General features: G+C 71.2%; 21 protein-coding genes. 8 read left to right on the top strand and 13 right to left on the bottom strand.

Annotated elements, in window-relative coordinates:
• A partial coding sequence (locus JHN63_RS02840) for an ABC transporter ATP-binding protein (RefSeq protein ID WP_200677046.1) occupies nt 1-1107 on the top strand: 1107 nt, incomplete at its 5' end.
• A gap of 33 nt (nt 1108-1140) precedes the next feature.
• On the opposite strand, the gene JHN63_RS02835 is transcribed toward JHN63_RS02840, so the two are convergent.
• The gene (locus JHN63_RS02835) at nt 1141-1293 is read right to left on the bottom strand and encodes a hypothetical protein (protein ID WP_200677045.1); all 153 of its coding nucleotides are present in this window, start codon (nt 1291-1293) and stop codon (nt 1141-1143) included.
• A 287-nt stretch (nt 1294-1580) separates the two neighbouring features.
• On the opposite strand from JHN63_RS02835, the gene JHN63_RS02830 reads away from it, so the two are divergent.
• On the top strand, nt 1581-2936 hold the full coding sequence (locus JHN63_RS02830; protein WP_200677044.1) for a helix-turn-helix domain-containing protein: 1356 nt from the start codon (nt 1581-1583) through the stop codon (nt 2934-2936).
• Between the two features lie 347 nt (nt 2937-3283).
• Here JHN63_RS02830 and JHN63_RS02825 read toward each other — a convergent pair whose 3' ends face one another.
• From JHN63_RS02825 to JHN63_RS02805, 5 genes are read right to left on the bottom strand one after another with little or no spacing between them, the layout of a single operon-like run.
• Nucleotides 3284-4705, bottom strand: a complete 1422-nt coding sequence (locus tag JHN63_RS02825) for a hypothetical protein (RefSeq protein WP_200677043.1) — start codon at nt 4703-4705, stop codon at nt 3284-3286.
• Entirely contained in the window at nt 4702-6690 is a 1989-nt protein-coding gene (locus JHN63_RS02820; protein WP_234476014.1) for an alpha-1,4-glucan--maltose-1-phosphate maltosyltransferase, read from the bottom strand. The genes JHN63_RS02825 and JHN63_RS02820 overlap by 4 nt, the downstream gene beginning before the upstream one ends.
• Before the next feature lie 27 nt (nt 6691-6717).
• The gene (locus tag JHN63_RS02815) at nt 6718-7311 is read right to left on the bottom strand and encodes a DJ-1/PfpI family protein (RefSeq protein ID WP_200677042.1); all 594 of its coding nucleotides are present in this window, start codon (nt 7309-7311) and stop codon (nt 6718-6720) included.
• Between the two features lie 5 nt (nt 7312-7316).
• The gene (locus tag JHN63_RS02810; protein ID WP_200677041.1) at nt 7317-8993 is read right to left on the bottom strand and encodes a thiamine pyrophosphate-binding protein; all 1677 of its coding nucleotides are present in this window, start codon (nt 8991-8993) and stop codon (nt 7317-7319) included.
• Nucleotides 8994-9034: 41 nt separating this feature from the next.
• Nucleotides 9035-9874, bottom strand: coding sequence for a type 1 glutamine amidotransferase domain-containing protein (locus JHN63_RS02805; RefSeq protein WP_200677040.1), 840 nt, complete (start codon nt 9872-9874; stop codon nt 9035-9037).
• 318 nt (nt 9875-10192) lie between these two features.
• On the opposite strand from JHN63_RS02805, the gene JHN63_RS02800 reads away from it, so the two are divergent.
• Genes JHN63_RS02800 through JHN63_RS02775 form a run of 6 tightly spaced genes read left to right on the top strand, consistent with a single transcriptional unit; the run spans nt 10193 to nt 14802 of the window.
• Nucleotides 10193-10606, top strand: coding sequence for a hypothetical protein (locus JHN63_RS02800; RefSeq protein ID WP_200677039.1), 414 nt, complete (start codon nt 10193-10195; stop codon nt 10604-10606).
• 26 nt (nt 10607-10632) lie between these two features.
• Nucleotides 10633-12252: a GMC family oxidoreductase gene (locus JHN63_RS02795; protein ID WP_200677038.1), complete on the top strand. Its 1620-nt coding sequence runs from the start codon at nt 10633-10635 to the stop codon at nt 12250-12252.
• Nucleotides 12253-12262: 10 nt separating this feature from the next.
• Nucleotides 12263-13081 (top strand): ester cyclase, encoded by an 819-nt coding sequence (locus tag JHN63_RS02790; RefSeq protein ID WP_200677037.1) that lies wholly within the window; start codon nt 12263-12265, stop codon nt 13079-13081.
• 43 nt (nt 13082-13124) lie between these two features.
• A complete protein-coding gene (locus JHN63_RS02785; protein WP_200677036.1) occupies nt 13125-13496 on the top strand; it encodes a nuclear transport factor 2 family protein in 372 nt (123 codons plus the stop codon).
• A gap of 5 nt (nt 13497-13501) precedes the next feature.
• Nucleotides 13502-13951, top strand: coding sequence for a VOC family protein (locus tag JHN63_RS02780; protein WP_200677035.1), 450 nt, complete (start codon nt 13502-13504; stop codon nt 13949-13951).
• Between the two features lie 17 nt (nt 13952-13968).
• Entirely contained in the window at nt 13969-14802 is an 834-nt protein-coding gene (locus JHN63_RS02775; RefSeq protein ID WP_200677034.1) for an SDR family NAD(P)-dependent oxidoreductase, read from the top strand.
• 68 nt (nt 14803-14870) lie between these two features.
• On the opposite strand, the gene JHN63_RS02770 is transcribed toward JHN63_RS02775, so the two are convergent.
• The 7 genes from JHN63_RS02770 to JHN63_RS02740 all read right to left on the bottom strand — a co-directional run bounded on the left by JHN63_RS02770 (nt 14871) and on the right by JHN63_RS02740 (nt 23616).
• A complete protein-coding gene (locus JHN63_RS02770; protein ID WP_200677033.1) occupies nt 14871-16496 on the bottom strand; it encodes an FAD-dependent oxidoreductase in 1626 nt (541 codons plus the stop codon).
• 88 nt (nt 16497-16584) lie between these two features.
• Nucleotides 16585-16959 (bottom strand): nuclear transport factor 2 family protein, encoded by a 375-nt coding sequence (locus JHN63_RS02765; protein ID WP_200677032.1) that lies wholly within the window; start codon nt 16957-16959, stop codon nt 16585-16587.
• Nucleotides 16960-16972: 13 nt separating this feature from the next.
• The gene (locus tag JHN63_RS02760; RefSeq protein ID WP_200677031.1) at nt 16973-18169 is read right to left on the bottom strand and encodes an MFS transporter; all 1197 of its coding nucleotides are present in this window, start codon (nt 18167-18169) and stop codon (nt 16973-16975) included.
• 121 nt (nt 18170-18290) lie between these two features.
• Nucleotides 18291-19460, bottom strand: coding sequence for a low temperature requirement protein A (locus JHN63_RS02755; RefSeq protein ID WP_200677030.1), 1170 nt, complete (start codon nt 19458-19460; stop codon nt 18291-18293).
• Nucleotides 19461-19550: 90 nt separating this feature from the next.
• Nucleotides 19551-20780, bottom strand: coding sequence for an NAD(P)/FAD-dependent oxidoreductase (locus JHN63_RS02750; RefSeq protein WP_200677029.1), 1230 nt, complete (start codon nt 20778-20780; stop codon nt 19551-19553).
• Nucleotides 20777-22180: an FAD-dependent oxidoreductase gene (locus JHN63_RS02745; RefSeq protein WP_200677028.1), complete on the bottom strand. Its 1404-nt coding sequence runs from the start codon at nt 22178-22180 to the stop codon at nt 20777-20779. The genes JHN63_RS02750 and JHN63_RS02745 overlap by 4 nt, the downstream gene beginning before the upstream one ends.
• On the bottom strand, nt 22177-23616 hold the full coding sequence (locus tag JHN63_RS02740) for an FGGY family carbohydrate kinase (protein ID WP_200677027.1): 1440 nt from the start codon (nt 23614-23616) through the stop codon (nt 22177-22179). The genes JHN63_RS02745 and JHN63_RS02740 overlap by 4 nt, the downstream gene beginning before the upstream one ends.
• Nucleotides 23617-23626: the final 10 nt, after the last annotated feature.

Below are 23626 nucleotides of genomic sequence, written 5' to 3'. Positions count from 1 at the left end.
CCCTTCCCCGGACCAGCCCCCGCCGCGCCCGAGTTCGTCCTCCGTGTCTCCGGTCTCGCGAAGTCCTACGTCCCTTCCGGTGGCCGGCGTCGCCAGGAGCGGGCGGTGCGGGCGGTGGAGGAGGTCGACCTCGAGGTGTGCCGGGGGGAGACCCTCGCGCTGGTCGGTGAGTCCGGGGCCGGGAAGTCCACGACCCTGATGGAGATCGTGTCGCTCACGGCGCCGGAGACGGGGGTCGTGGAGATCCTCGGGCAGGATGTCGCCCGGCTGACCCGGCGGACGGCGCGGCTGCTGCGCGGGGCCGTGCAGATCGTGCCGCAGGACCCCATGTCGAGTCTCGATCCGCGGATGCCGGTGGGCGACATCGTCGCCGAGCCGCTCCACGCGCGGCGCGTGCCACGGGACGTCGTAGCGGCGCGCATTCCGCGGTTGCTCCGGCAGGTGGGGTTGGACGCGGCGGACGCGGAGCGGTATCCGCATCAGTTCTCCGGGGGGCAGCGGCAGCGTGTCGCGATCGCCCGGGCGCTCGCCGTCGAGCCCGCGCTGCTGCTGCTCGACGAACCGGTGTCCGCGCTGGACGTGTCGGTGCAGGCCCAGATCCTGGACCTGTTGCTGCGGCTGAAGCGGGAGTTGGGGCCGGCGTATCTCCTGGTGTCGCACGATCTGGCCGTGGTCCGGCAGATCGCCGACCGGGTCGCGGTGATGTACGCGGGGCGCACGGTGGAGACGGGGCCGGTGGCCGAGGTGTTCGACGCGCCCCGGCATCCCTACGCGCGCGCTCTACTGTCGGCCGTCCCGCTGCCGGACCCGGTCGCCGAACGCGCCCGGCGCCGGATCGTGCTGCCCGGCGACCCCCCGTCCGGTGTGCCGGTCACGGCGGGATGCCGGTTCCTGGCCCGCTGCCCGGTCGCCGCGCTGCTGACGCCCGGTCGGCGGACGCGCTGCGAGACCGAGATACCGCGGCCGACCCAGGTCACCGCGGCCGGCACCCACACGGTCGCCTGCCATTTCCCGCACGGCGGAATGCCCTGGCAGCACATACGAACAGACCGGGGGACGTCCGGCCGGCCGTGGAACCAGCCGCCGGACCGTCCACCGGTCCACTGAGCCTGAAGTGCCGTTCTCGGTGCGGACCCCGCCTCAGCAGCAGGCGCCGCTCGCGCCGCTGGACTGGGCGATGCCTTCGCGCAGGGGATGGGTGGTGGCACCCGAACCGTTGAACCAGAGACCGCTCGTCACAAGTCCACCGACGAAGACGACGATTGCTATGAGCGTGAATATTTTGGTGCTCATGAAAATCTCCTCTCCGAGCATTTACGGATGACGCTTTGACAAGTTGAGTCAACAAGAACTTACTCAATGAGTCAAGTATTAATCTAGCAAAAGACGATCTCGAAAAGCGGAACGCCCTTGCCCAAATGAAATCTGAATTAGTGTCAATTCAGAAAATGCCAGTCCAGGCCAGCCCTGACTACTTCGCGCCAGCGAATCGATCATGCCATCTCCATTGGAGCGCCAGCGACTTACTGGTAACATTGATCTGTCATCCCGGTGGTCATAGCCACCTCCAAGGAGCCCACATGGACCCTCTCGAAAACACGACGACCACAGGGCTGGGTGAGCGCATCCGGCTGCTGCGCGGCAAACGTGGCCTCAAGCAGCAGGATCTGGCGTCCAGCGAGATATCGGCGAGCTACATCTCCTTGATCGAATCCGGTAAGCGCGCCCCCTCGGAGTCGGTGCTCGCCGCGCTCGCGGAGCGCCTCGGCTGCTCCGCGGAATACCTGCGCAGCGGCCGGGACGACCACGAGCTGGAAGAGGCGCGACTGCGGCTGGCCTTCGGCGAGATGGCCCTGCGCAACGGCAGCAACGGCGAGGCCCTGCAGACCCTGAGCGAACTCCTGACCAGGCCCAGCCTCCTGGACGTCACGATGACCCGGCGCGCCCGCATGGGCCAGGCCTCCGCACTGGAGAAGCTCGACCGCACCGAGGCCGCCATCGCGGTCCTGGAGGAGCTCCACCGCGACCCCGACCTCGCCCCGGGTTCCGCCGAGTGGTGCCAGATCGCGGTCGCCCTGTGCCGCTGCTATCGCAACGCCGGCGACATCACCCTCAGCATCGAGATCGGCGAGCGCGCCATGTCCCGGCTGGACGCCCTCGGCCTGGACGTGACGGTCGACCACGTCCAACTCGGCGCCACGCTCATGGCGTCGTACCACATGCGCGGTGACCTGACCCGCGCCCAGCTCATGGGCGGCAAGCTCCTGGACGCCGCCGAGAAGCAGGGCGCCCGGGCGGCGCGCGGCGCGGTGTACTGGAACGCGGGGCTGGTGGCCCGCTCCCGGGGCCAGTTGAACGAGGCCATGGCCCTGGTGGAGCGGGCGCTCGCGCTGATGTCGGAGGACGACAACCTGCGCCACCTCGCCATGCTCAAGATGAACTACGGCTCACTGCTCCTCCAGGTCGACGAGCCCGAACCGGCGCGCGGCAAGCAGCTGTTGGAGGAGGCGCAGCAACTGCTGGCCGAGGTGGGCAACGCTCCGGAGCTGGCCCAGTGCGAGATCGGGCTGGCCGACGCGGACGCGATGCTCGGGCAGTGGGACGAGGCGGCGGCGCACGCCGAGCGCGCCCTCGGACTGACCGGCAACGAGTCCCGCATCCAGGCCGTCGGCGCCCGGGGCACGCTCGCCGAGATCCAGCTGATGCGCGGCAACTTCGACCAGGCCGCCCAGTATCTCCAGGCCGCCACCCGGCAGTTGCGCCAGTTCCGCCCGTCCCACCAGGTGGCTCTCAACTGGCGTTACCTGGGCGACCTGTGGAAGCGGCAGGGCAACACCGCCGAGGCCCTCAAGGCCTACGACCGGGCCCTGTCGGCGGCCGGCATGGCACCGCACCGCGACCCCAGCCAGATCTTCACCGAGCACCACCGTTCCTGAACCCCGGGCCGTTTTCCCGAATCCGGCCCGATTCCCCACCTTTCCGGTGGAGTTCACCTCGCGGGCAGCCCCACTCAATGGCACGGACCGTTGACTGTCACCCCTGGTAAAGGGACGAACCTGTAGACGTCGAAGGGCCCGCCGGGGCAGGTGCCCCGGTTCCGTTTCCGGCCGGATCCGAACCCTGCGAACCCCCCGCCTGGACAGGTGCCCGGGCCGGGGGGTTCGTCGTGTCTCCGGTCGACGGGTGAGGTGACCGGACCGGTCACCTTCCGAGTGCCACCCGAATTCCGCCCCCTATTCCGTCACCGTAATTCCCGGCGTACGACGGGGAATTCGGCGGGGAATCAGCGAGAGCCATTCGCCAGCCGATGCACCGCGGCGAGCGGAATGGGCAACCTTTCGGGACGGAGGCGGGATTCGTACACCGCCTCGTAGATCGCCTTGTCCGCCTCGAAGGCGCGCAGCACCACGGGCTGACAGTGCGGGTCCTCCCGCCCGGCCGACGCGTAACCCTCGATGAACGCACGCCGGTTGCGCACCGCCCACGCGGCCGCCCGCCTCCGCCGGCGCAGCCGCCCGGCGGGCGACCCGTCCTGGGGATCGGCGGACTCCAGGGTGGCGAGGCCGGTGCGGGCCGCGTAGTCGAAGGAACGCAGCATGCCGGCGACGTCCCTCAACACCGGCTGCGGCAGGGCGCGTTCGGCGGCGGTGCGGGCCGGTTCGCCCTCGAAGTCGACGATCCGCCAGCCGTCGGCGGCGCGCAGCGCCTGCCCCAGATGCAGATCGCCGTGGGTGCGCTGGGCGAAGACGGGAGAGCCACGCCCGGCGACCCGGGCGTAGTCGTCGAAGAGGGCGCCGATCCGGGTGGTGTAGCGGGCGAGCGCCGGGACCTCCTCGGCGGCCTCCTTGAGCCGCATGTTCATCCGCGCCGCCTCCTCCGCCACGTCGGGTGCGGTGAGCCGGCTGCGGCCGAACGCCCGGTCGAGCGCGCCGTGCACCTCGGCGACGGCCCGGCCCAGACTGCGGGCGTGCGGGGTGAATCCACCGCTCGCCGGTACGCCGCGGCACGCGTCGGCCATGCAGTCGCTCGCGTGCCGTACCGCCTCCTCCCAGCCGTCCCGGGCGTCGGGCAGGAACTCCTCGACGAGGCCGAGCACCAGGCCCTCGGCGCCGGGGGCGTCGCTGTGCAGGGCGCCGTAGAGGCGGGGGGTGCGCGCGCAGTGTTCCCGGGTGAGGGCGTGCAGGGCCTCGACCTCGGTGTGCGGGCCCGGTTCCGGGCGGCGGAAGATCTTGAGGAGGATACGGCCGCCGTAGGCCACGGCGGTGTTGCTCATCTCGCCGTCGAGGGGGTGCGGGACGAGGCCGACGGGGAGCGGGTAGCGGCCGGTGCGTTCCAGGCGGGGGCCCGGTCCCGCGCCGCCGCCCGCCAGGGTGCGCAGCAGCAGTCCGAGCAGGGCGCCGTCGGCGAGCGCGTCGTAGACCCGCCAGCCCTGCCAGGGGCCGGACGGGACGGTGGTGACGGCGGCGGGTTCGAGGCGGGCGGGGAGTTCGGGGCGCACGCCGAGCAGGAGTTGGTAGTGCAGGACCTGTCCGTCCGGGCGGCGGGCCGTGATCACGGCGTGCAGCAGCAGGGGCGCCTCGTCGCCGAGCAGGGACGCCGAGCGGGCTTCGAGGTGTGCCCCGGTGAAGCGGGTGTCGAACCAGCGGCGCCCTTCCAGCCAGGGTGCCAGGGCCGGGAGCAGGGGTTCGAGGATGCCGTCGCTCATGATCCCTCCGCAGGTGTGAGCACGTGCGCGACCTGGTGGGCCGGATCGAGGCGTACGTAGGTGGACTCGCCCCAGGCGTAGGTCTCCCCGGTGAGTTCGTCGCGCAGCTTGAGCGTGCCGTCGGCGGGCAGGCCGAGGGCGGCCGGGTCGCAGGTGACGGTGGCCTCGTGGGCGTGGTGCGGGTCGAGGTTGACGATCACGAGCACCAGGTCGGCGCCGCCGTCGGGGAGTTCGACGCGTTTGGTGTAGGCGAGGATCTGGTCGCTGTCCGTGCTCTGGAGGCGCAGGTTGCGCAACTCCTGGAGGGCCGGGTGCTGTCGGCGGAGCCGGTTGAGGAGGGTGATCAGCGGGGTGACGGTGCGGCCCTCCGCCTCCGCACGTGCCCAGTCCCGGGGCCTGAGTTGGTACTTCTCCGAGGCGAGGTAGTCCTCGGTGCCCTCGGCCAGCGGGGTGTTCTCGCAGAGTTCGTAGCCGGCGTAGACACCCCAGCTCGGCGCGGCGGTCGCGGCGAGCACGGCCCGTATCTCGAAGGCGGGTCTGCCGCCGTGCTGGAGGTAGGCGTGCAGGATGTCGGGGGTGTTCACGAAGAGGTTGGGCCGTAGGAAGTGGGCGCTTCCCAGGGCGAGTTCGGGCAGGTAGGCGGTCAACTCCTCCTTGGTGTTCTTCCAGGTGAAGTAGGTGTACGACTGCTGGAAGCCGGCCTGCGCCAGCGCGTGCACCATCGCTCGCCGGGTGAACGCCTCGGCCAGGAACAGCACATCGGGGTCCGTGGCGTCGGCCTCCGCGATCAGCCACTCCCAGAACTGCACGGGTTTGGTGTGCGGGTTGTCCACCCGGAAGATCCGCACACCGAGGTCCATCCAGTGCCGGACGATCCGCAGCGCCTCGGCGTACAGGCCCTCCGGGTCGCCGTCGAAGTCGAGTTGGTGGATGTCCTCGTACGTCTTCGGCGGGTTCTCGGCGTAGGCGATGGAGCCGTCGGCACGGTGGTGGAACCACTCGGGGTGCTCGGTGAGCCAGGGGTGGTCCGGTGAGCACTGGAGGGCGAGGTCCAGGGCGACTTCGAGGCCCAACTCCCGTGCGGTGGCCACGAAGTGGCGGAAGTCGTCCTCGGTGCCGAGGTCGGGATGGATCGCGTCGTGGCCGCCGTGCCGGGAGCCGATGGCCCACGGTGAGCCGACGTCGTCGGGGCCCGCGTGCAGGGTGTTGTCCGCGCCCTTGCGGTGGGTGGTGCCGATCGGGTGGACCGGCGGGAGGTAGACGACGTCGAAGCCCATCGCGGCGACGGCGGGCAGCCGCTCGGCGGCCGTCCGCAGCGTGCCGCCGATCGGGCGGCTGCCCGCCTGGACCACCGCCCCCTCCGAGCGGGGGAACAGTTCGTACCAGGAGCCGACGAGGGCGCGTCGTCGTTCGACGCGCAGCGGCAGTGGCCGGGAGGCGGTGACGAGGTCACGCAGCGCGTAGCGCCCCAGGGCGGCCGTCACCCGGGGGGTGGTGACGGCGGACAGCCGGGCCGGAGGGGGGCCCAGGGTGTCGCGGAGCGCGGCGACGGCCGCGGAGACCGCCTCCCGGCGGTCCGATTCGGTGATGCCGAGTGCCGCTCGTTCGTGCAGTAACGCCCCTTCGGTCAGGGTGAGTTCAGTGTCGACGTCGGCCTGGATCTTCAGTGTGGCGTCGTGCCGCCAGCTCGCCAGCGGGTCGGCCCAGGCCTCGACACGGAAGGTCCACAGGCCCTCCGTGTCGGGCACCACGGTCGCCTGCCAGCGGTCGGCGTCCTCGTCGACGAGGGTCATCGGGACCCGGTGGGCGGGGTGCCCCGCGGGATCGTGCAGGACGACGTCCGCGGCGACGGCGCCGTGGCCCTCGCGGAAGACGACGGCCGTGATGTCGAGGTGTTCTCCCGTCACGGCCTTGGCGGGCAACTCCCCGTCCCGCACCCGTGGTCGGACGTCGAGGACGGGGATGCGCCCGGTCACCGGTGTCATGGTCGGCTCCTCCCCGCTCGGATCCCGTCAGCGGAGCCCGGTCGGGGCCGGCGTCCGGGCTGCGAGCAGGTCGATGATGGTCCGTGCGAAGAGGTGGCAGTGGTTGCCGGTGCGGCCGGTGACCAGGTCGTCGTGGATGACGACGTCCTGGTCGACGTACTCGCCGCCCATGTTCCGCAGATCGCCCAGCAGGTTGTTGTGCACCACCGCGCGCCTGCCCTGCATCAGGCCCTGCACGGGTGCGGCGAGCCACATGCCGTGGCAGATGATGCCCTTGAGGATCGCCGGGTCGGCGAACGCCCGGCGCAGGAACTGCGAGGCGGGCGGCAGCAGTTGGGGGTCCTCCGTGAAGCGCAGCCGGTCGGCGACCATCCCGGAGGGGACGATCACCGCCGAGTACTCCTTGAGCGCGAACTCGTCGAGGTCCTCGAAGGACTCGGTGACCTCGAAGGGCATCCGGTGCTCATGGCCCTGGAAGGTCATCTGCTCGTTGCCCCACAGCCGGGACAGGAAGTGGACCTCGGCTCCCTCCTCGGGGAAGCGGTAGCGGTAGTAGAGGATCTCGGGCTCGTAGAAGTCGCTCTCCATCAGGACAGCGATCTTGTGACCGGTCAGTCGCACGGCGACTACCCCTTCCCCTTGGCGGTCACCAGGTCGATGAGGAACGGCCCGCGGTGCGCGAGCGCCTGGGCGACCGCCTCCTCCGCCTGCCCGGGCTTCTCGACCCGGACGGCGGCCACGCCGAGCGAGCCGGCGAGCGAGACGAAGTCGACGGCCGGGCTGCTCAGGTCGAAGATCTCGGGCTGTTCGTGGGCGGGGATGCGCTGGTCCCGCCAGTACTCCTCGATGTTGTCCTCGAGGAGCTTGTAGCTGCCGTTGTTGCAGATGACGAACTTGGTGGGGAGGCCGTAGCGGGCCGCCGTCCACAGCGCCTGGAAGGTGTACATGCTGCCGCCGTCGCCGGTGAATCCGACCACCGTGCGGTCGGGGTGGGCGAGTTGGGCGCCCAGCGCGCCGGGGATGCCGACGCCGAGGGAGCCGCCGCGGGTCTGCATCCACTGGCCGGGCACGGTCGGCGGGAGCCGGCGGAAGAGCGCCGGGGACGCCGTCAGTGCCTCGTCGAAGAGGATCGCGTCCGACGGCAGCCGCCGGGCGAACTCCTTGGCGAGGGCGACCGTGGGCAGTTCCGCTGCCTCGGCGGCGGCCTCGGCCCGTTCGTCGGCCTTGGCGAGCGCGGCCGAGCGCTGCGCGGCGTGCCGGCGCAGCCGCTCGGCCGCCGCCGTCCGCCGCCCGAGGCCCATCTCCCGGCCCAGCGCGTCCGCGAGCAGGCTCAGGGTGGCCTTCGGGTCGGCGACGATGCCGAGGTCGACGGGGTGGTTCTTGGCGATCGCGCCGGAGTCCAGGTCGATGTGCACGACCGGGACACCGGCACCGAAGACGCCGTCGAGGGCCGGGTACACCTCGGGCAGCACATAGGTGCCCACAATGAGGACACCGTCGGCCGCGCCGGTGATCTTCCGGCTCTGCTCTCCGAACATATGGCCCAACTGGCCCGCATAGGCGGGGTGTTCGACGGAGAGGTTGACCTCGGCCCAGTCCGCGCCGTACACGTCGGCGCCCCACACCTCGGCCAGCCGCCCCAACTCGGTCTGGGCGCCCGCGAAGTGGACGCCGTCACCCGCGATGACGATCGGGTTGCGGGCCTCGGCGAGCAGGGCCGCGGCCTTCGCCACGGTGTCCGGGGTCGGCAGGCTGCGCGTCTCCGGGTAGGACACGGGCATCACCGGTTCGGCGGTGTCGTGGTCCATGACGTCGGCGGGCAGCACGACCAGCACCGGTCCGTACGGCGGGGTCGCGGCGACCTTGAAGGCGCGGCGCAGGACGCGCAGCGTGGAGTCGGGATCGACCACGCGGGTGGCCCACTTGGTCACCGGTTTGGCCATGCCGACCAGGTCGGCGGCCATCTGCGCGTCCATGCTGTCGTAGCGCAGCCCGGACTCGCCGACCAGGGTGACGATCGGGGCGTGGCCGCGCATCGCCTGGTAGAGCATGCCGATGCCGTTGCCGAGCCCTACTCCGGAGTGGAGTTGCAGGACCGCCGGGGTGCGGGTGGCGCGTGCGTAGCCGTCCGCCATTCCGACGGCCGTGCACTCCTGGAGGGCCAGGATGTACTGGATCGAGGGGAAGGAGCGCAGTTCGTCGAGGAACCCCTGCTCGACCGTGCCGGGGTTGCCGAACATGAACCGGACCCCTTCGGCCTGCAGTTGTTCGAGCAGCGCGATCCGCGCGGGCCTGCTGTCCATCGTGCTCACCTCTCGTCGGAGCAAAGGGGATCGCGGCGGCCTCAGGCGGTCGCCGTGAACCCCCACTGCCGCAGGCCCTCTTCGAGGACCTCGACGGTCTTCTGTCCGGTCAGGTAGGAGTCGGGCGTCGAACGGCCCGTGATGAACGGGTAGTCGACGATGACGGAGGTCTCCTTGCCGAAGTTCCCGTGGTAGGCGCCGCCGGGCGCGGTGGCGTCGCGCAGGATGTACTCCAGCGGGTAGGGCGGCGGGCCCATCACGAAGTCGGTGCCGAGGAAACCGGTGCCGTCCTTGTAGTCGTACTCGATGCAGTGGCCGGTGACGTGCTTGCCGCGGATGAGGGAGACGCGGGTCTCCTGGTCGCGGGCGAAGGCGAGGCAGGCGACGCCGTAGCACTCGGCGGCGATCGGCCGGTCCAGTGCGTGGAAGGCGAGGATCAGGTCGTGGACGCGCCAGTTGTTGGCGAGGTCGACGATCGGTCCGCTGCCGCCGACGATGAGGAGCGCGTCGTAGCGGTCGGCGATCTGTGAACGCACCTGCTCCAGACGGGTGTTGTAGGCCTCCCAGTCGCGCAGGAAGTACGGCTTGGACCGGTAGGGCCGGTCGGGCAGCCAGGACGACAGGTCGAGCGGGTTGTCGAGGCGGTCGGAGGCCTCGACCTTCCGCACCTTGGCGGCCGTCTCGGGCGTGGTGACGGAGCGGCCGAGGGGCGGGTCGACGTACTCGGGGTCCATGCTCGGCGGCAGCGCGTGCGGGCGCTTGCCGGTCGCGGTGGCGAAGGTGAGGTGGTAGCCGGCCTGGTCGAAGGTCTCCAGGGGGCCGATCAACTCCTCACCCCAGTAACCGTATTCGGACAGGACGACCAGAATGCGCTTGCTCATGGGGTTCCTCCCGTTCGGCGGGACGGTGCCGACTGGCGAATTCCTGTGTACGTCGCGGTCGTTCGCGCCGGTCGTCGGCGGGGCCCGGGTCGCGGCACATCCTCAAGTGGCCGAACGCACTACGGCATGTCCTGGCCATCGATCTTCGACGTGTGGACTCGACGGCTTCCGCCGGGAGTTGCCGCAGCTGCGGCGGCGACTTCGCACAGTGCGGCCCGTCCGCGCGCACGGGCGGCCGGGGCGGGCGCGGTTGTGGGGTCATCGGTCGTGTGTCGCTTCCGGACCCCGGGAGCGGAACCCCGATGAGCGGAGACATTCATGCCGAGCGAACAGACCGGCTCCGACCGGGAGATCGCCGAGTTCGTGCAGCGCTGGTACGACCTGCTGAGCGAGCACGCCCCGGTCGAGGAGCTGCTGCCCTTCGTCGCCGACCAGGGCCTGGTGATGGCCTTCCCGGAGCGGACCCTGTACAGCCACGCGGACTTCCTCGACTGGTACACGGCCGTCGGCGAGGCCTACACCGACCAGAGTCACACCGTGGAGAAGGTCGTTCAGCAGGAGGACGGCACCCGTATCGACCTCGACGTCACGGTGGTGTGGACCGCCAAGTCGACCGCGGACGGCACCGTTTCGTCCTTCCGGATCAACCAGAAGTGGCAGTTGGAGCGCCCCGAGCCGGGTGCCCGTCCGCTGATCGTCGACTACCGGGTCGGCGAGCCGGCCGCCATCTGATTCCCCGTCACCTTTTGGAGGCTGACATGCCGTCGAAGTCGGTGCCCCTCGGGGCCGATTACATCGTCGTCGGCGCCGGCTCGGCCGGCTGTGCGGTCGCGGCCCGGCTGAGCGAGGACCCGTCCGTGAGCGTGGTCCTGCTGGAGGCGGGCGGCTGGGACGAGCGCCCCGAGATCCACCGGGCCGACGCGGCCTCGGTCCTCTCGCTGCTCACCGCCGAGTGGCGCGGCGAGATCGACTGGGGCTACGTCACCGAGTCCGAGGCGGGCATGGAGGGCCGCCGTGTCCCCGTGGCCCGTGGCAAGGTCGTCGGCGGGTGCAGTTCCGTCAACGCCCTGATGTGGGTGCGCGGCAGCCGCCACGACTACACCCGCTGGGTCGCCGAGGGCGCCACCGGATGGTCGTACGAGGACGTCCTGCCGTTCTTCCGCAAGGCCGAGGACTACTCGGGCGGCGCCGACGAGTTCCGCGGCGCGGGCGGTCCGGTCCGGCTGCGGCAGCTAGACCGGCCCGCGCCGATCGCCCGGGCGTTCGTGGCGGGTGCCGGTGAACTCGGGTACGCCACAGAAACCGACGGGGACTACAACGGGGCCCGGCAGGAGGGCTTCGGCTTCCTGTACCAGACGTTCCGCGACGACGCGGGCCACCGGTGCAGCACCGCCGACGCCTATCTGCGCCCGGCCCTCGGGCGCCCCAACCTGACCGTGCTGACGGACACCCTGGTCACCCGGCTGCTGCTCTCCGGGGCGCGGGCCACGGGTGTCGAGTACGTCCACGAGGGCACCCGGCGCGAACTGCGCGCCGAGGGTGAAGTCATCGTGTCCGCCGGGGCGTTCGAGACGCCGAAGCTGCTGATGCTGTCCGGGATCGGTCCGGCCGCGCATCTGCGGGAGCACGGCATCCGCTGTGTGCAGGATCTGCCCGGGGTCGGCGCCGGACTTCAGGACCACCTGTTCGTGCCGATCTGCTACCAGTCGCTCCAGGAGCACCCGGACGGGGCGCTGCTGTCCGAGGCGGGGCTGTTCACCCACACCCGCGAGGCCGGTCCCGAGGACTCCCCCGACCTCCAATTCACCTTCGGTCCCATCAAGTTCCTGCCGGCCGACGCCCCCGCCGACCAGTGGGAGGGGCCCGGCTTCACCTTCGCGCCGATCGCGCTGCGGCCGCAGAGCCGGGGCCGGGTACGGCTGCGCGGCAGCAGCCCGGAGTCCAACGCCGTCATCAGCGCCGGCTACCTCACCTCCACGGCCGACCTCGATGTCCTCGTGCACGGCGTGCGGTTGGCGCGCGAGCTGGCCGCCACCCGTGCCTTCGACCCGTTCCGCGGCGACGAGTTGGGCCCCGGCAAGGACATCACCGGGCCCGAGGAGCTGCGCCGGTACATCGCCGCGAACGCGACCACCCTGTGGCACCCGGCCGGCACCTGCCGGATGGGCACGGGCCCGGACGCCGTCACGGACCCGGAGCTGCGTGTGCACGGCATCGCGGGGCTGCGGATAGCCGACGCGTCCGTGATGCCGTCGATCACCGCGGGCAACACGCACGCGCCGGCCGTGCTGATCGGCGAGCGCGCGGCGGCGTTCGTCCGCGAGACGGCCGCCGCGGCCGACTCCCAACCGTCCCTGTCCGACGTCCACTTGAGCTAGGGGATGCACCATGTCCGACCTCGACCAGTCCCAGCAGGAGAACCTTCAGCTGTACCGGCGCTTCCTCGAAGCGTTCAACTCCGGTGACCTGGCGGAGATCCCCCGGGTCATCGCCGCCGGCTTCACCGACCACCACCCCGGGTTCGACATCACCGGCATCGACTCCTACCTGGAGGCGCTGCGCGGGGCGTACAACTCCCTTGATCTGAAAGGCGAGTTGGACGAGCTGTCGGCGCTCGGCGAGGACCGGGTGCTGACCCGGGTCAAGCTGACCGGCACGCATCTCGCGCCGCTGCTCGGCTTCCCGGCCACGGGCCGCAAGGTGGAGTGGTCCACCACCGAGATCTGGCGGGTCGAGAACGGCCTGTTCGTGGAGCGCTGGGCACAGGACGACATGCTCGGCCTGCGCGAGCAGATCTCCTCGGACGCCCTGAACCTGGCCGTCGTCCAGCAGGTCAGCGACGCCGTCAACCAGCGCCGTCTGGACGCCCTCGACGACCTGTTCGGGCCGACGTTCCACGACAACAACCCGGCGTGGAGCTGCGAGAGCCTGGAGGAGCTCAAGGGGATCATCCAGGGCGCCTACGACGGGCTCGACTTCCGCGTGGGCCTCGACGCGCTGTACCCCGCCGCGCCCGACAAGGTGATCATGCACATCACCTTCCACGGCAAGCACATCGCACCGTTCTTCGGCCAGGAGCCCACCGGCAGGGAGGTCTCCTGGACCAGCCTGGAGGTCTACCGGCTGGAGGACGGCAAGGTCGTCGAGCGCTGGGTGCAGGCCGACACCGCGGGCCTGATGCGCCAGGTCGGCGTCCCGCTCCCCTGATCGATCCCGTACCCGCGCAACAGCCACAGGAAAGGACGGGCGCATGAACACCCGAGAAGTGGTCGACACGTACTACCGGCTGGCCAACTCCGGCGAGTGGGACGCCTGGTGCGACCTGTTCGCCGTCGACCAGACCATGGACGAGCAGTTGGCCGGTCATGTCGAGGGCCGCGAGACCCTCCGGGAGATGATGAAGGGCTTCCCGGAGATGTACGCCTCCTTCGCCAACGTCCCCCGGCACGTGGTCGTGGACGGCGAGCAGGCCGCGGTGGTCTCCGACATCACCGGCCGCACCCATGACGGTGTCACCGTCGAGGCCAAGGTGTGCAACTACTTCCGCGTCACCGGCGGCCTCATCACGTACTTCGCGAACTTCCACGACAGTGTGCCGTTCGCCGCGGTCACCGGGACGTGACGGCGATGACGACTTCCGCCCCGGCCGGCCTGCGCTGGTCGCACGTCGGCCTCAACTGCCGTGACCAGAAGGCCACGGAGGACTTCTACACCCGGCACTTCGGGTTCGCCCGGGCCCGGGTGGTGGAGGCCGACGGGGTCCGCGTGGTGTTCCTGCGCAACGGCCCGGTCTATCTGGAGCTGTTCGCGACCGACGCGGACGCCCTGTTCACCACGGCGAAGGACGGTCCCGACAACCCCGGCACGGCACGCCATCTCGCCTTCCAGGTCGACGACGTGGACGCGTTCCTCGCCGCGGCCGGCGGCGAACTGGAGCCGCTGCTCGGCCCGTTGACCTTCGACGCGTTCATCCCCGGCTGGAAGACCGTGTGGGTGTCCGACCCGGACGGCGTCGTGCTGGAGGTCAGCCAGGGATACACCGATCAGTCCACCGACGAACTGGCCACGTACGCCTGACAGGAGAGTGCACCACCATGAGGCCCGTCCCCGACCAGACCATCCTCCTCACCGGCGCCACCGACGGCATGGGCCGTGAGCTGGCCCGTGAACTCGCCGCGCACGGGGCGTCGTTGATCCTGCACGGCCGCAGCGCGACCAAGGGCGCCGAGCTGCTGGCGGAACTGCGCGCGTCCACCGGCAACGAACGGCTGAGCTACGAACTGGCCGACTTCTCCTCGCTGGAGGACATCCGCAAGCTCGCCGACCGGATCCTCTCCACCCACGACCGGCTCGACGCGCTGGTGAACAATGCCGGCATCGGGGTCGAGCTGGCCCGGCACGAAAGCCAGGACGGACTGGAACTCACCTTCCAGGTCGACTACTTGGCGGCCTACATGCTCAGTTGCCGGCTCGCGCCGCTGCTGGTGCGCTCGGCCCCGGCCCGTATCGTCAACGTCAGCTCCGCGGGCCAGGCGCCGATCGACTTCCGTGACGTGATGCTGGAGCGGAACTGGGACGGGGTGCAGGCCTACTGCCAGGCGAAGCTCGCCCAGATCAGCCTGACCTTCGACCTGGCCGAGCGGCTGCACGGCACCGGGGTGACGGTCAACGCCCTGCACCCTGCGTCGTACATGCCGACGAAGATGGTGGTGAACCTCTTCACCCCGCAGTCCACGGTCGAGGAGGGCGTGCACAGCACCCTGCGCATGATCACCGATCCGGCCCTGGACACCGTGACGGGCGCCTACTTCAACCGCACCCAGCGGTCCCGGGCGGGCGCCCAGGCCTACGACGAGCGCGACCGCGCCCGGCTGCGCGCGCTGAGCGAGTCGCTGACCGGGGTGAGCTTCCCGGCCGAACTCGTCTGACCCCGCGCCGGGCAACACCGAGCCCCCGCCTCGTGCACGCGAGGCGGGGGCTTCGTGGTGTGCGGGTGCTAGTTCGCGGTGACGGACAGCTTGTGGTGGAACACGTTGCCCGGGTCCCAAGTGGCCTTCACCTGGCGCAACTTGGCGAGGTTTCCCTTGAAGTACAAGGTCTGCCAGGGCACGCCGGAGGTGTTCCAGGCCGGGTCGGTGAGGTCGGTGTCGGGGTAGTTGATGTACGAGCCGTCGTTGGTGTCGTTGGGCACCGGCACGCCACCGGTGTCCGCGTAGAGGTCGCGGTACAGGGCGCGCATCCAGGCCACGTGCCGGTCGTCCTGGGTCGGATCGGGCCAGTACGTCGTGAAGTTGGCCTTGAGGACCGAGTCCCGCTGGGCGAGCGCGGTGGCCGTGGGCGACACGGTGTTGACCTTGCCGCCGTAGGAGTAGAGCAGGATGCCGGCATGTCCGTCGTAGGTGGCGTCGGAGAGATAGCCGTAGAGCGTGCGGGCCTGTGCGGCGGACCAACCCTGGCGCAGATAGGCGCCCTTGGACTTCGTGCGGTTGTAAAGACCGGTGTCGTAGGGGTCCTTGAGGGTGGTCTTGAGCCAGGGCCAGGAGGAGCGGGCGTCGGTGTACGGGACTCCGATGCCGCCGGTCACCGCCGTGACGTAGGCGTCGAGGAGAGCAGAGGCGTCCGAACGGGTGCCGTCCATCTGGGTGTTGAGGACGAGGCTGCCCTGGATCCGGTTGTAGAGGATCAGGACGCTGTGCAGGCTGTCGTAGGACGAACCGGCGACGCTGTTGCGGGCGTGCCAGGCGCCGTGGTTGGCGATCAGCGCGGTGAAGGCGGCCTCCGTCAGGTCGCTCCACTTGATGGCGACCGTCGACTTCAGCAGGGTCTTCGGCGGTCTGGGAAGCAGGGTCGAGGGGTCACTGCCGGTGGCGTCGGGGGCGCGGAACCAGTAGCGGGTGACGATGCCGAAGGTGCCTCCGCCGCCGCCCGTGTGGGCCCACCACAGGTCGCGGTGCGGGTCGTCGGCCTCGCGGGTGGCGACCACGGCACGGGCGGTGCCGGAGGCGTCGACCACGACGACCTCCACGGCGTGGAGGTGGTCGACGACGGCACCGTACTGGCGGCACATCGCGCCGTAGCCACCGCCGGTGACATGGCCGCCGACGCCGACGGTCGGGCAGGTCCCGCCGGGCAGGGACACGCCCCACTCCAGGTACAGGGTGCGGTAGACGTGGCCGAGTGTGGCGCCGCCCTCGACGAGGAAGGCGCGGCGGGCGGGGTCGTAGCGGACCGTGTCCATCTCGGACATGTCGACGAGTGTCCGTACGTCCGGGTCGTCGACGAGTCCGTCCAGGCAGTGCCCGCCGCCGCGCACCCCGATGCGCCTGCCGGCGTCGACCGCCTCCTGGACGACGGACACCACCTGCGCGGTGGTGTGGACGAGCCGTATCGAGTCGGGGGCGGCGGTGAATCTCGCGTTGTAGCCGCGGGAGGTGAGGTCGAGATAGCGGGCGTCCGACGGTCCTACGGTGACCGCGGCGGGAGTGGTGGTGACCGTGTTGTCGGCGGCCAGGGCGCGGGTGGGGACCACGGCCGCGCCGATCCCCACGGCGGTCGCGGTGCCGAGGAGGCCGCGCCGGGTGAGGCCGGCGGCCGGGCGCCGGTCGGGTTGTCGTTGTGTCACTGCTGTCTCCTTCGTCTTCTGGTGGCTGGACGAAAAACTGCCGCCCAGGAGGCCGGGAGCCTTCTGGGCGGCAGGAGTTGAGGGGGCGTCAGACGACGTCGTGTCCGCTGACCGTGGTCTCCGGGATCTCGTCGCGGACGTCCCAGTGCTCGACGATGAGTCCGCCTTCGAGCCGGAAGATCTCCACGACGACGGAGCCCCGGTCCGTCGCGGTGGCGCGGAAGTGGGTGTGCACGAAGACCAGGTCGCCCGAGCCCGCCGCGCGCTTGATCTCGAACCGTGCGTCGGGGAGCTGCTTGCGGAAGCCCTTGATGAACTCGACCAGCGGCTCCCGTCCGTCGGGCAGGTTCGGGTTGTGCTGGATGAGGTCCGCGGCCAGGTACTTGTCGGCCAGCTCGACCTCCCCCTGGTTCCAGACGGTCTCCAGGTATTCGCGCACGAAGTGCACCTGGTGGCTGCTCATGAGTTCTCCTTGGCTAACTGATGTGTACAGGTGTGGCGGGCTGCTCGGCGGCCTTGGCCGCCGACACCTGCCGGACGGACAGCAGATGGGCCAGCGCGGCGAGGACGAGCACGCCCAGGGCCGCGGCCGGGATGGGGCCCGCGCCCACGCCCGGCAGCAGGGAGCTGCCGATGAAGCTGCCGAGGCTCATCCCGAGGTAGAGCGCGGCGGCGTTGAGGGCGAGGATCAACCCCGGTTGCAGGGGCACCAGTTCGACCAGCCGGGCCTGTTGCGGGGCCTGGTAGAGCTGGCTGAAGAAGGCCCAGAACGCGAAGAAGACGAGCCCCGCACGGGAGTGCGGGGCGACCAGCAACAGGGCGAAGCCCACCGCGAGTCCGGTGACGGCGAGGCCCACGGTGCGGTCGCCGCCGATCCGTTCGGCGATCCTCGGCGCGGACGCGTTGCCCGCGACCCCGATGACGCCGAAGGCGAGCAGGGTCACGGAGATCAGTCCGGACGACGCGTCGAAGCGGTCCTTCAGATAGGCGCCCGCGATGCCGTAGACGGTGAACTGGGCGGCCATGAACAGCAGGGTCGTCGAGACGGTGGCCACGGTGGCTGGGGTGTGCAGCGCACCCCGGTAGGCCTGCACGGTGGGGGGTTCGCCGGCCGGGATCTCGGGGACGAACACGAACACCGTGACGAAGGCGATCGCGGAGAGCGCGGCCACGCCGAGCAGGGCCGGACGCCAGCCGAGGCTGCCGCCGAGGAACGAGGCCAGCGGCACCCCGAGCACGGCGGCGGCCGTCATCCCGCCGAAGACGGTGGCCAGCGCCCGCTGCCGGCGCTCCGGCGGGACGATGAGCGCGCCGGCCGCCGAGGCGCCGGGTCCGAAGACGGCGGCGCCCATCGCGGCGAGGACCCGAGTGACCGTGAGGAAGCCGTAGTTGGGGGCCACGGCCCCGAGCACGGCGCCGACGGTGAGCAGCCCGATGCCGACGAGGAGGACGCGCTTGCGGTTCCAGCGGCGCAGCAGGATGGGGGCGCTGGGCGCGAACACGGCGAAGGTCAGCGCGAAGACGGTGACGAGGATGCCCACCGAGGCGGGCTGGACGTGCAGATCGTCCCCGATCGGACCGTTGAGGCCGACGACCGCCAGCGAGATCGTCCCCAGGCTGAAGTAGCCGAGTGACAGCGACAGCAAGGCCGGTAAGGCGTTGCGGTTCGGCATCACGCCACCTCCTCTTCCGAACGGGAAAGTTGCATACGGCGACCGTAGGAGCGCCCTGAGCCCCCTCGCGCGCGTCGCGAGGAGGACCCCGGCACTGCCCGGGGTCCGGCCCCGCACTACGTCAGGTCGTGCCGAACGAGCGTGCGCGCAGCACCAGCGGCACCCTGCGGCCGGAGCTGATCAGCCAGTGCTCCACGCCGTTGACCAGCAGGAGCAGCAGGGAGGTGAGGGCCAGTACGGCGAGGGCCGGCAGGAGGGGTGCCACGGCGGCCGCGGCCAGGAGCACGAGGCCGCAGTAGAAGCGGGTGGCGGACGCGGCGCCGAACATCCGGCGGCGCGTGTAGCAGAACGTCAGCAGGATCAGGGCGGCGCCGACGGGCAGCAGTCCGGCGGCACCGGAGTGCGGGGTCCGCAGCGGCTCGTGGACGGTCCGTACGGCGCCGACGGAGACCAGCAACAGCCCTGCCACCAGGACGAGATGGCCGTAGCTGAGGACATCGCGGACGACGACGGCGGGGGTGGGGTGGGTGCGCAGGGCGTGGGCGACGGCCGAGGCGACGAGATGGAAGTAAAGCCACCACAGGGCGCAGCCGATGAGGAAGGCGAGGACGAGCGCGGTCAGACTGACCGGGTCGAGCGGGCCTTTGGCGACTCCGGCGCCGACGGAGAAGATGTTCTCGCCGAGGGCGATGATGATGAACAGGCCGAATCTTTCCGGGAGATGGTTGACGCCGAAGGCCAGCCGCCGCAGATGGCCGCTGAGCAGGACGGGTGCCGCGAGCTCGGCGACCACCGCGACCGCCCAGCACACCTCGCGCCAGGGGACGGGGAGGTTGGCGGCGGCGAACAGCACGAGCGCGAAGGCGAGTCCGGCCCGGTAGGGGTGGATGGTGTAGAGGGCGCACTCCCGGCGGATGGCCTCGCCGATGAGCAGGCGCAGGGCGAGGTAACTGCCCGCGTACAGCAGGGCCTGTTCCCGGTCGTCGAGGGCCTGCGGGGCGGCGACGGCCATGCCGTAGACGGCGAGCGCGGTCAGCATCAGGAACACCCGCTGCAGACTGGTCTCCTGTACGGCGTTCATCGCCATGACGACGTCCACCCAGGCCCACCACAGCGGGACGAGTACGAGCAGGCACTGTCCCAGCACGGGCCAGGTGGCGTGTCCGGCGAGCAGGTGCGCGATCTGGCCCACGCCGAACGCGAGGACCAGATCGAAGAAGAGCTCCGCCCAGGTGGCCCGGTCGCGCACCTGAACGGCCGGGACGGTCGTTGTCGTGGTTGCGTCGGTCATCGTCGTATCGGGACACGGGAGGGCCCGAGGAGCGCGGAATGTGTGAAGTGGGCGCCTACTGCGGCAGGTTGAGCGCCCGGTTGTCCGAACTCAGCGCCCGGAGAGCATCACCCGCACCGGCCCACCGGCCGTGTCGACGAGCCGGGTCCAGCCCGCTGCCAGGGTCAGCGTGCGATTCGGCACGGCCGTCCGCAGACGTTCCTGATGCAGTGGCCGCCCGTCCTGGACAACGCGCAGCACCGGCCGGTCGACCAGGGCCGAGGTCCGCAGGACGTACGGTCGGTCGTCGCCCGGGGCGACCCGGTTCGGGGCGATCCAGCGCAGGGGCGCCTCGACGAGCAGGGGAACGGTGGCGCGGGACCACTCGGCACCGGCGAGCAACTCCATAACACCGGCAGCGACTTGGGCCCCCTCGCGGGCGGCGGTGGCCGCGCCCTCCACGGGGTGCAGCACACTGCCGGCGGCGAACACCCCGGGCCGGGAGGTGCGCAGGTTCCCGTCGACGGCGGGCCCCCGGGTGCCATGGTCCAGGTCGAGGCGTCCCCGCCGGGCGAGTTCGTGCTCGGGCACGAAGTCACCGGTGAACACGACGGTGTCACAGACCAGTCGGACGCTACGGCCGTCCCGGTGCCGGACGCGGACGCCGGACAGCCGTCCGTGGCCGAGGAGTTCGCTGACCGTGGTGTCGGTGAGGAGCGGGATGCGGTGGCGGAGGCGGGCGTCGTGGGCCCGGGTGGCTGTCGTCTGGGGGACGGGCAACTCGGTGACCATGGCGACGACTTGGGCCCCGGCGGCCCGTACGGCGTCGGCGGCGGCGTAGGAGACGCTCTCCGCTCCGACCACGACGGCCCGGGTCCCGATCCGCTGCCCGTGGAGATGCACCGCCTGCTGCAACTCCCCTGTGGTGTACACCCCGTCGGGGCGCGTGCCCGGCACCAGCCGGGCCGCGCGCGGCCGTTCGCGGGCACCGGTGGCGAGCACGACGGCCTGCGCGCGGACGGTCTCCGGGCCCTGCGGACCCGCGGTGTCGAGGGCAAGGGGTCCCGACCAGTCGAGGGCCGTGGTCCCGGTACGGACAACGGCACCGGACCGTACGGCGGCGGTGTGGAGCAGGCGGGCGTACGCGGGTCCGGTGAGCGGATGCGTCCAGGTGCCGAAGCCGCCGTGGTGGGAGTGCCGGGGCACTCCCCCTGCGTGCTGTTCCCGGTCCAGGACTTCGACCCTGGCAACTCCGGCCGTGGCGAGGCGTGCGGCGGTGGCGAGTCCGGCGGGTCCCGCACCGACGACGAGGACGTCGACTTCGCGCGTCGGGCGGGTCACGCACCTGCCCCTTCGAACAACTCCCGTACGGCCGCGCCGCAGTAGAACCCCTGACAGCGCCCCGCCCGGGCCCGGGTCCGCCGCCGCAGTCCGTCGAGGTTGCGCGGTGGCACCGTACTGGCGAGCGCGTCCCGTATCTCGCCGCGTGAGACGCGCTCGCAGTGGCAGACGAGGGTGCCGTACTCCGGGTCGGCGGCGACGAGTCGGGCGTTCCGGTGGGGGCGCGGGTGGGTCTCACCGAGGTTCGGCATACGGACCGGTGCCAGGGCCCGCGACGGGCCGAGATCGAGGCCCGTGTCGGCCAGCAGCGCGGTGACATGGGAGGCGATGGCGAGGGATGCGGTCAGTCCGGTGGAGCGGATGCCGCCGACCGTGACGTAAGCCTGCTCGGGGTGGGCGGTGATGCGGTAGTCGTCCTGTTCGGTGGCGGCGCGCAGGCCGGCGTAGACGGCGGTTACCTCCTCGTCGAGGAGCGCGGGGAGGATGCGCGCGCCCAACTCCCGCAGCAGGGCGAGGCCTTCGGCGGTCGAACCGGTCGCGCGCTTGTCGTCCAGGTCCTCGGCGGTGGGCCCGAGGAGCAGGTTGCCGTAGACGGTCGGGGCGACGAGGACCCCTTTTCCGCGCGCCGTGGGGACGGGCAGGAGGATGTGGTGGAGCAGATCGCGGGCGAACCTGTCGAAGACGATGAGCTGGCCCCGGCGCGGGGTGACGGTGAAGTCGTGGTGCCCCAGGTGGCGGTCGAGGGTGTCGGCGTGCAGTCCGGCCGCGTTGACGAGCCGGCGGGTGCGGAGGGTTCCCCGGGCGGTGCTGAGGAGGTGCCCGCCCTCGCGGTAACTGACCCCGTTGACCGGCGAGTTGAGGTGCAGGTCGACGCCGTGCCGGACGGCCTGGGTCGCGTACGCCAGAGTCGTCGTCCAGGGGCAGATGACGCTCTCGCCGGGCACGTGCAGGGCGCCGAGCGCGCCCGGGCCGAGGTGCGGTTCGCGTTCGTAGAGTTCGGAAGGGTCGATCAGGCGGGCGTGGGCGTATTCATTTCGTGCGGCCTTCTCCGCCAAGTGCGGTAGCACGGCGAGTTGTTCCTCGTCCCAGGCGACGAGCAGCGCGCCCACCGGCTCGACGGCAATGCCCGACTCGGCGGCGTACGCGGCGAGTTGGCGTGCCCCCTCCCGGACGAGGCGTGCTTCCAGGGAGCCCGGTACCGCGTCGAAGCCGGTGTGCAGGATCGCGGTGTTCGCCTTCGAGGTGCCCTGGCCGACGTCGTCCTGTGCCTCGACGAGGGCCACGCGCAGGTGTGGACGGCGGGCGAGTTCGCGGGCGATCGCGCAGCCGACCACACCTGCGCCGACCACCGCCACGTCGTAACTCCCCGACGGCAGCGGTCCGTTGAGCGTGACCGTCATACGGGTGCCCGGTCGAGCAGGGCGGTGACCTCGGTGCGGAAGGCGGCGAGGCGTTCGGCCGCGTGGTCGGGGGTGATGCGTGGTTCGTAGACGGCGGCGGGTTTCCAGTCGGGGAGGGCGTCGGCGAGTGTCAGCCCCGGTTCCGCGCCGAGTCGGGCCAGGGCGCCCACGCCGAGGGCGGTCGCGTCGGGCAGCGCGGACACCTCGACGGGGCGTTGCAGGAGGTCGGCCTGGGTCTGCATGAGCAGGGCCGAGCGGGTCAGACCGCCGTCGACGCGCAGCACGTCCAGAGGCGTGCCGAGGTCGGTCGCGGCGGCTTCGGCGAGTTCGACGACCTGCGCGGCGAGGCCCTCGCAGAGGGCGCGTACGAGGTGTCCGGAGGTGGTGTCGAGGGCGAGTCCGGTGAGGGAGCCGCGCAGGTCGCCGCGCCACCAGGGGGCGGCGAGCCCGGCGAGGGCGGGGACGAAGGTGACACCGCCGTTGTCGGGGACGGTGCTTCCGACGCGGTCGAGGTCGGCGGGGCCGGTGATGACGCCGAGGTCGGTGAGCCAGCGGACGGCGGACGCGGCCGTGTACACCTGCCCGTCGAGGCAGTAACTGGTCCGCCCGCCGAGCCGCCACGCGACACAGCTCACCAGTCCGGAGTCCCCGCGCCGGGGGGTGTCACCGGTATGCGCGAGGAGGAACGCCCCGGTGCCGTAGGTGCACTTGGCGGCGCCGGGCGCGGTGACGCGCTGGGCGAGCAGCGCGGCCTGCTGGTCCACGACGAGTCCGGTGAGGGGTATCTCCGCGCCGAACGCGGTGGTCGTACCGATGAGTCGGGCGCAGTCGACGACTCCCGGGAGACGTTCGTCCACGAGTCCGTAGAGGTCGAGGGCGCGGGGCGACCAAGCGGCCTTGTCCAGGTCGAGGAGTTGGGTGCGGCCGGCGGTGGCGGCGTCGGTTACGTGGGTGCCGGTGAGGCGGTGGACGAGCCAGGAGTCGCTGGTGGTGACCATGCCGTCGCGGGTGAGGTGGCGGCGGATCCAGGCCATCTTGGGTGCGGCGAAATACGGGTCGAGCGGCAGACCGGTGATCCGGCGCAACTCGTCGGCGTGCTCGGCGAGTTCGGCGCAGACGCTCTCGGCCCGCCGGTCCTGCCAGACGATGGCGTCGGTGAGCGGCATCCCCGTGTCGGGGTCCCAGGCGAGGACCGTCTCGCCCTGGTTGGCGAGGCCCAGCGCCGTCACGGGTTCGTCGGCCTCGGCGAGCGCGCGACGCCCGGCGACGATCACCGACTCGTACAGTTCCTCGGGGTCGGCCTCGACCAGGCCGCCCGGCAGCCGACGGGTCCCCACCGAGACGAACCCGGTGCCGATCACTCCACGTTCGGGACAGATCACCAGGGCCTTCGTGCCGGATGTTCCCTGGTCGACGGCGAGTACCGGTCCCGTCATACCACCCCTC

This window comes from Streptomyces sp. MBT65 (genome assembly GCF_016612545.1).
Taxonomy (GTDB): Bacteria; Actinomycetota; Actinomycetes; order Streptomycetales; family Streptomycetaceae; genus Streptomyces.
Note: the sequence above shows the minus strand (reverse complement) of the source record. Positions and strands in the feature narration are given on the sequence as shown.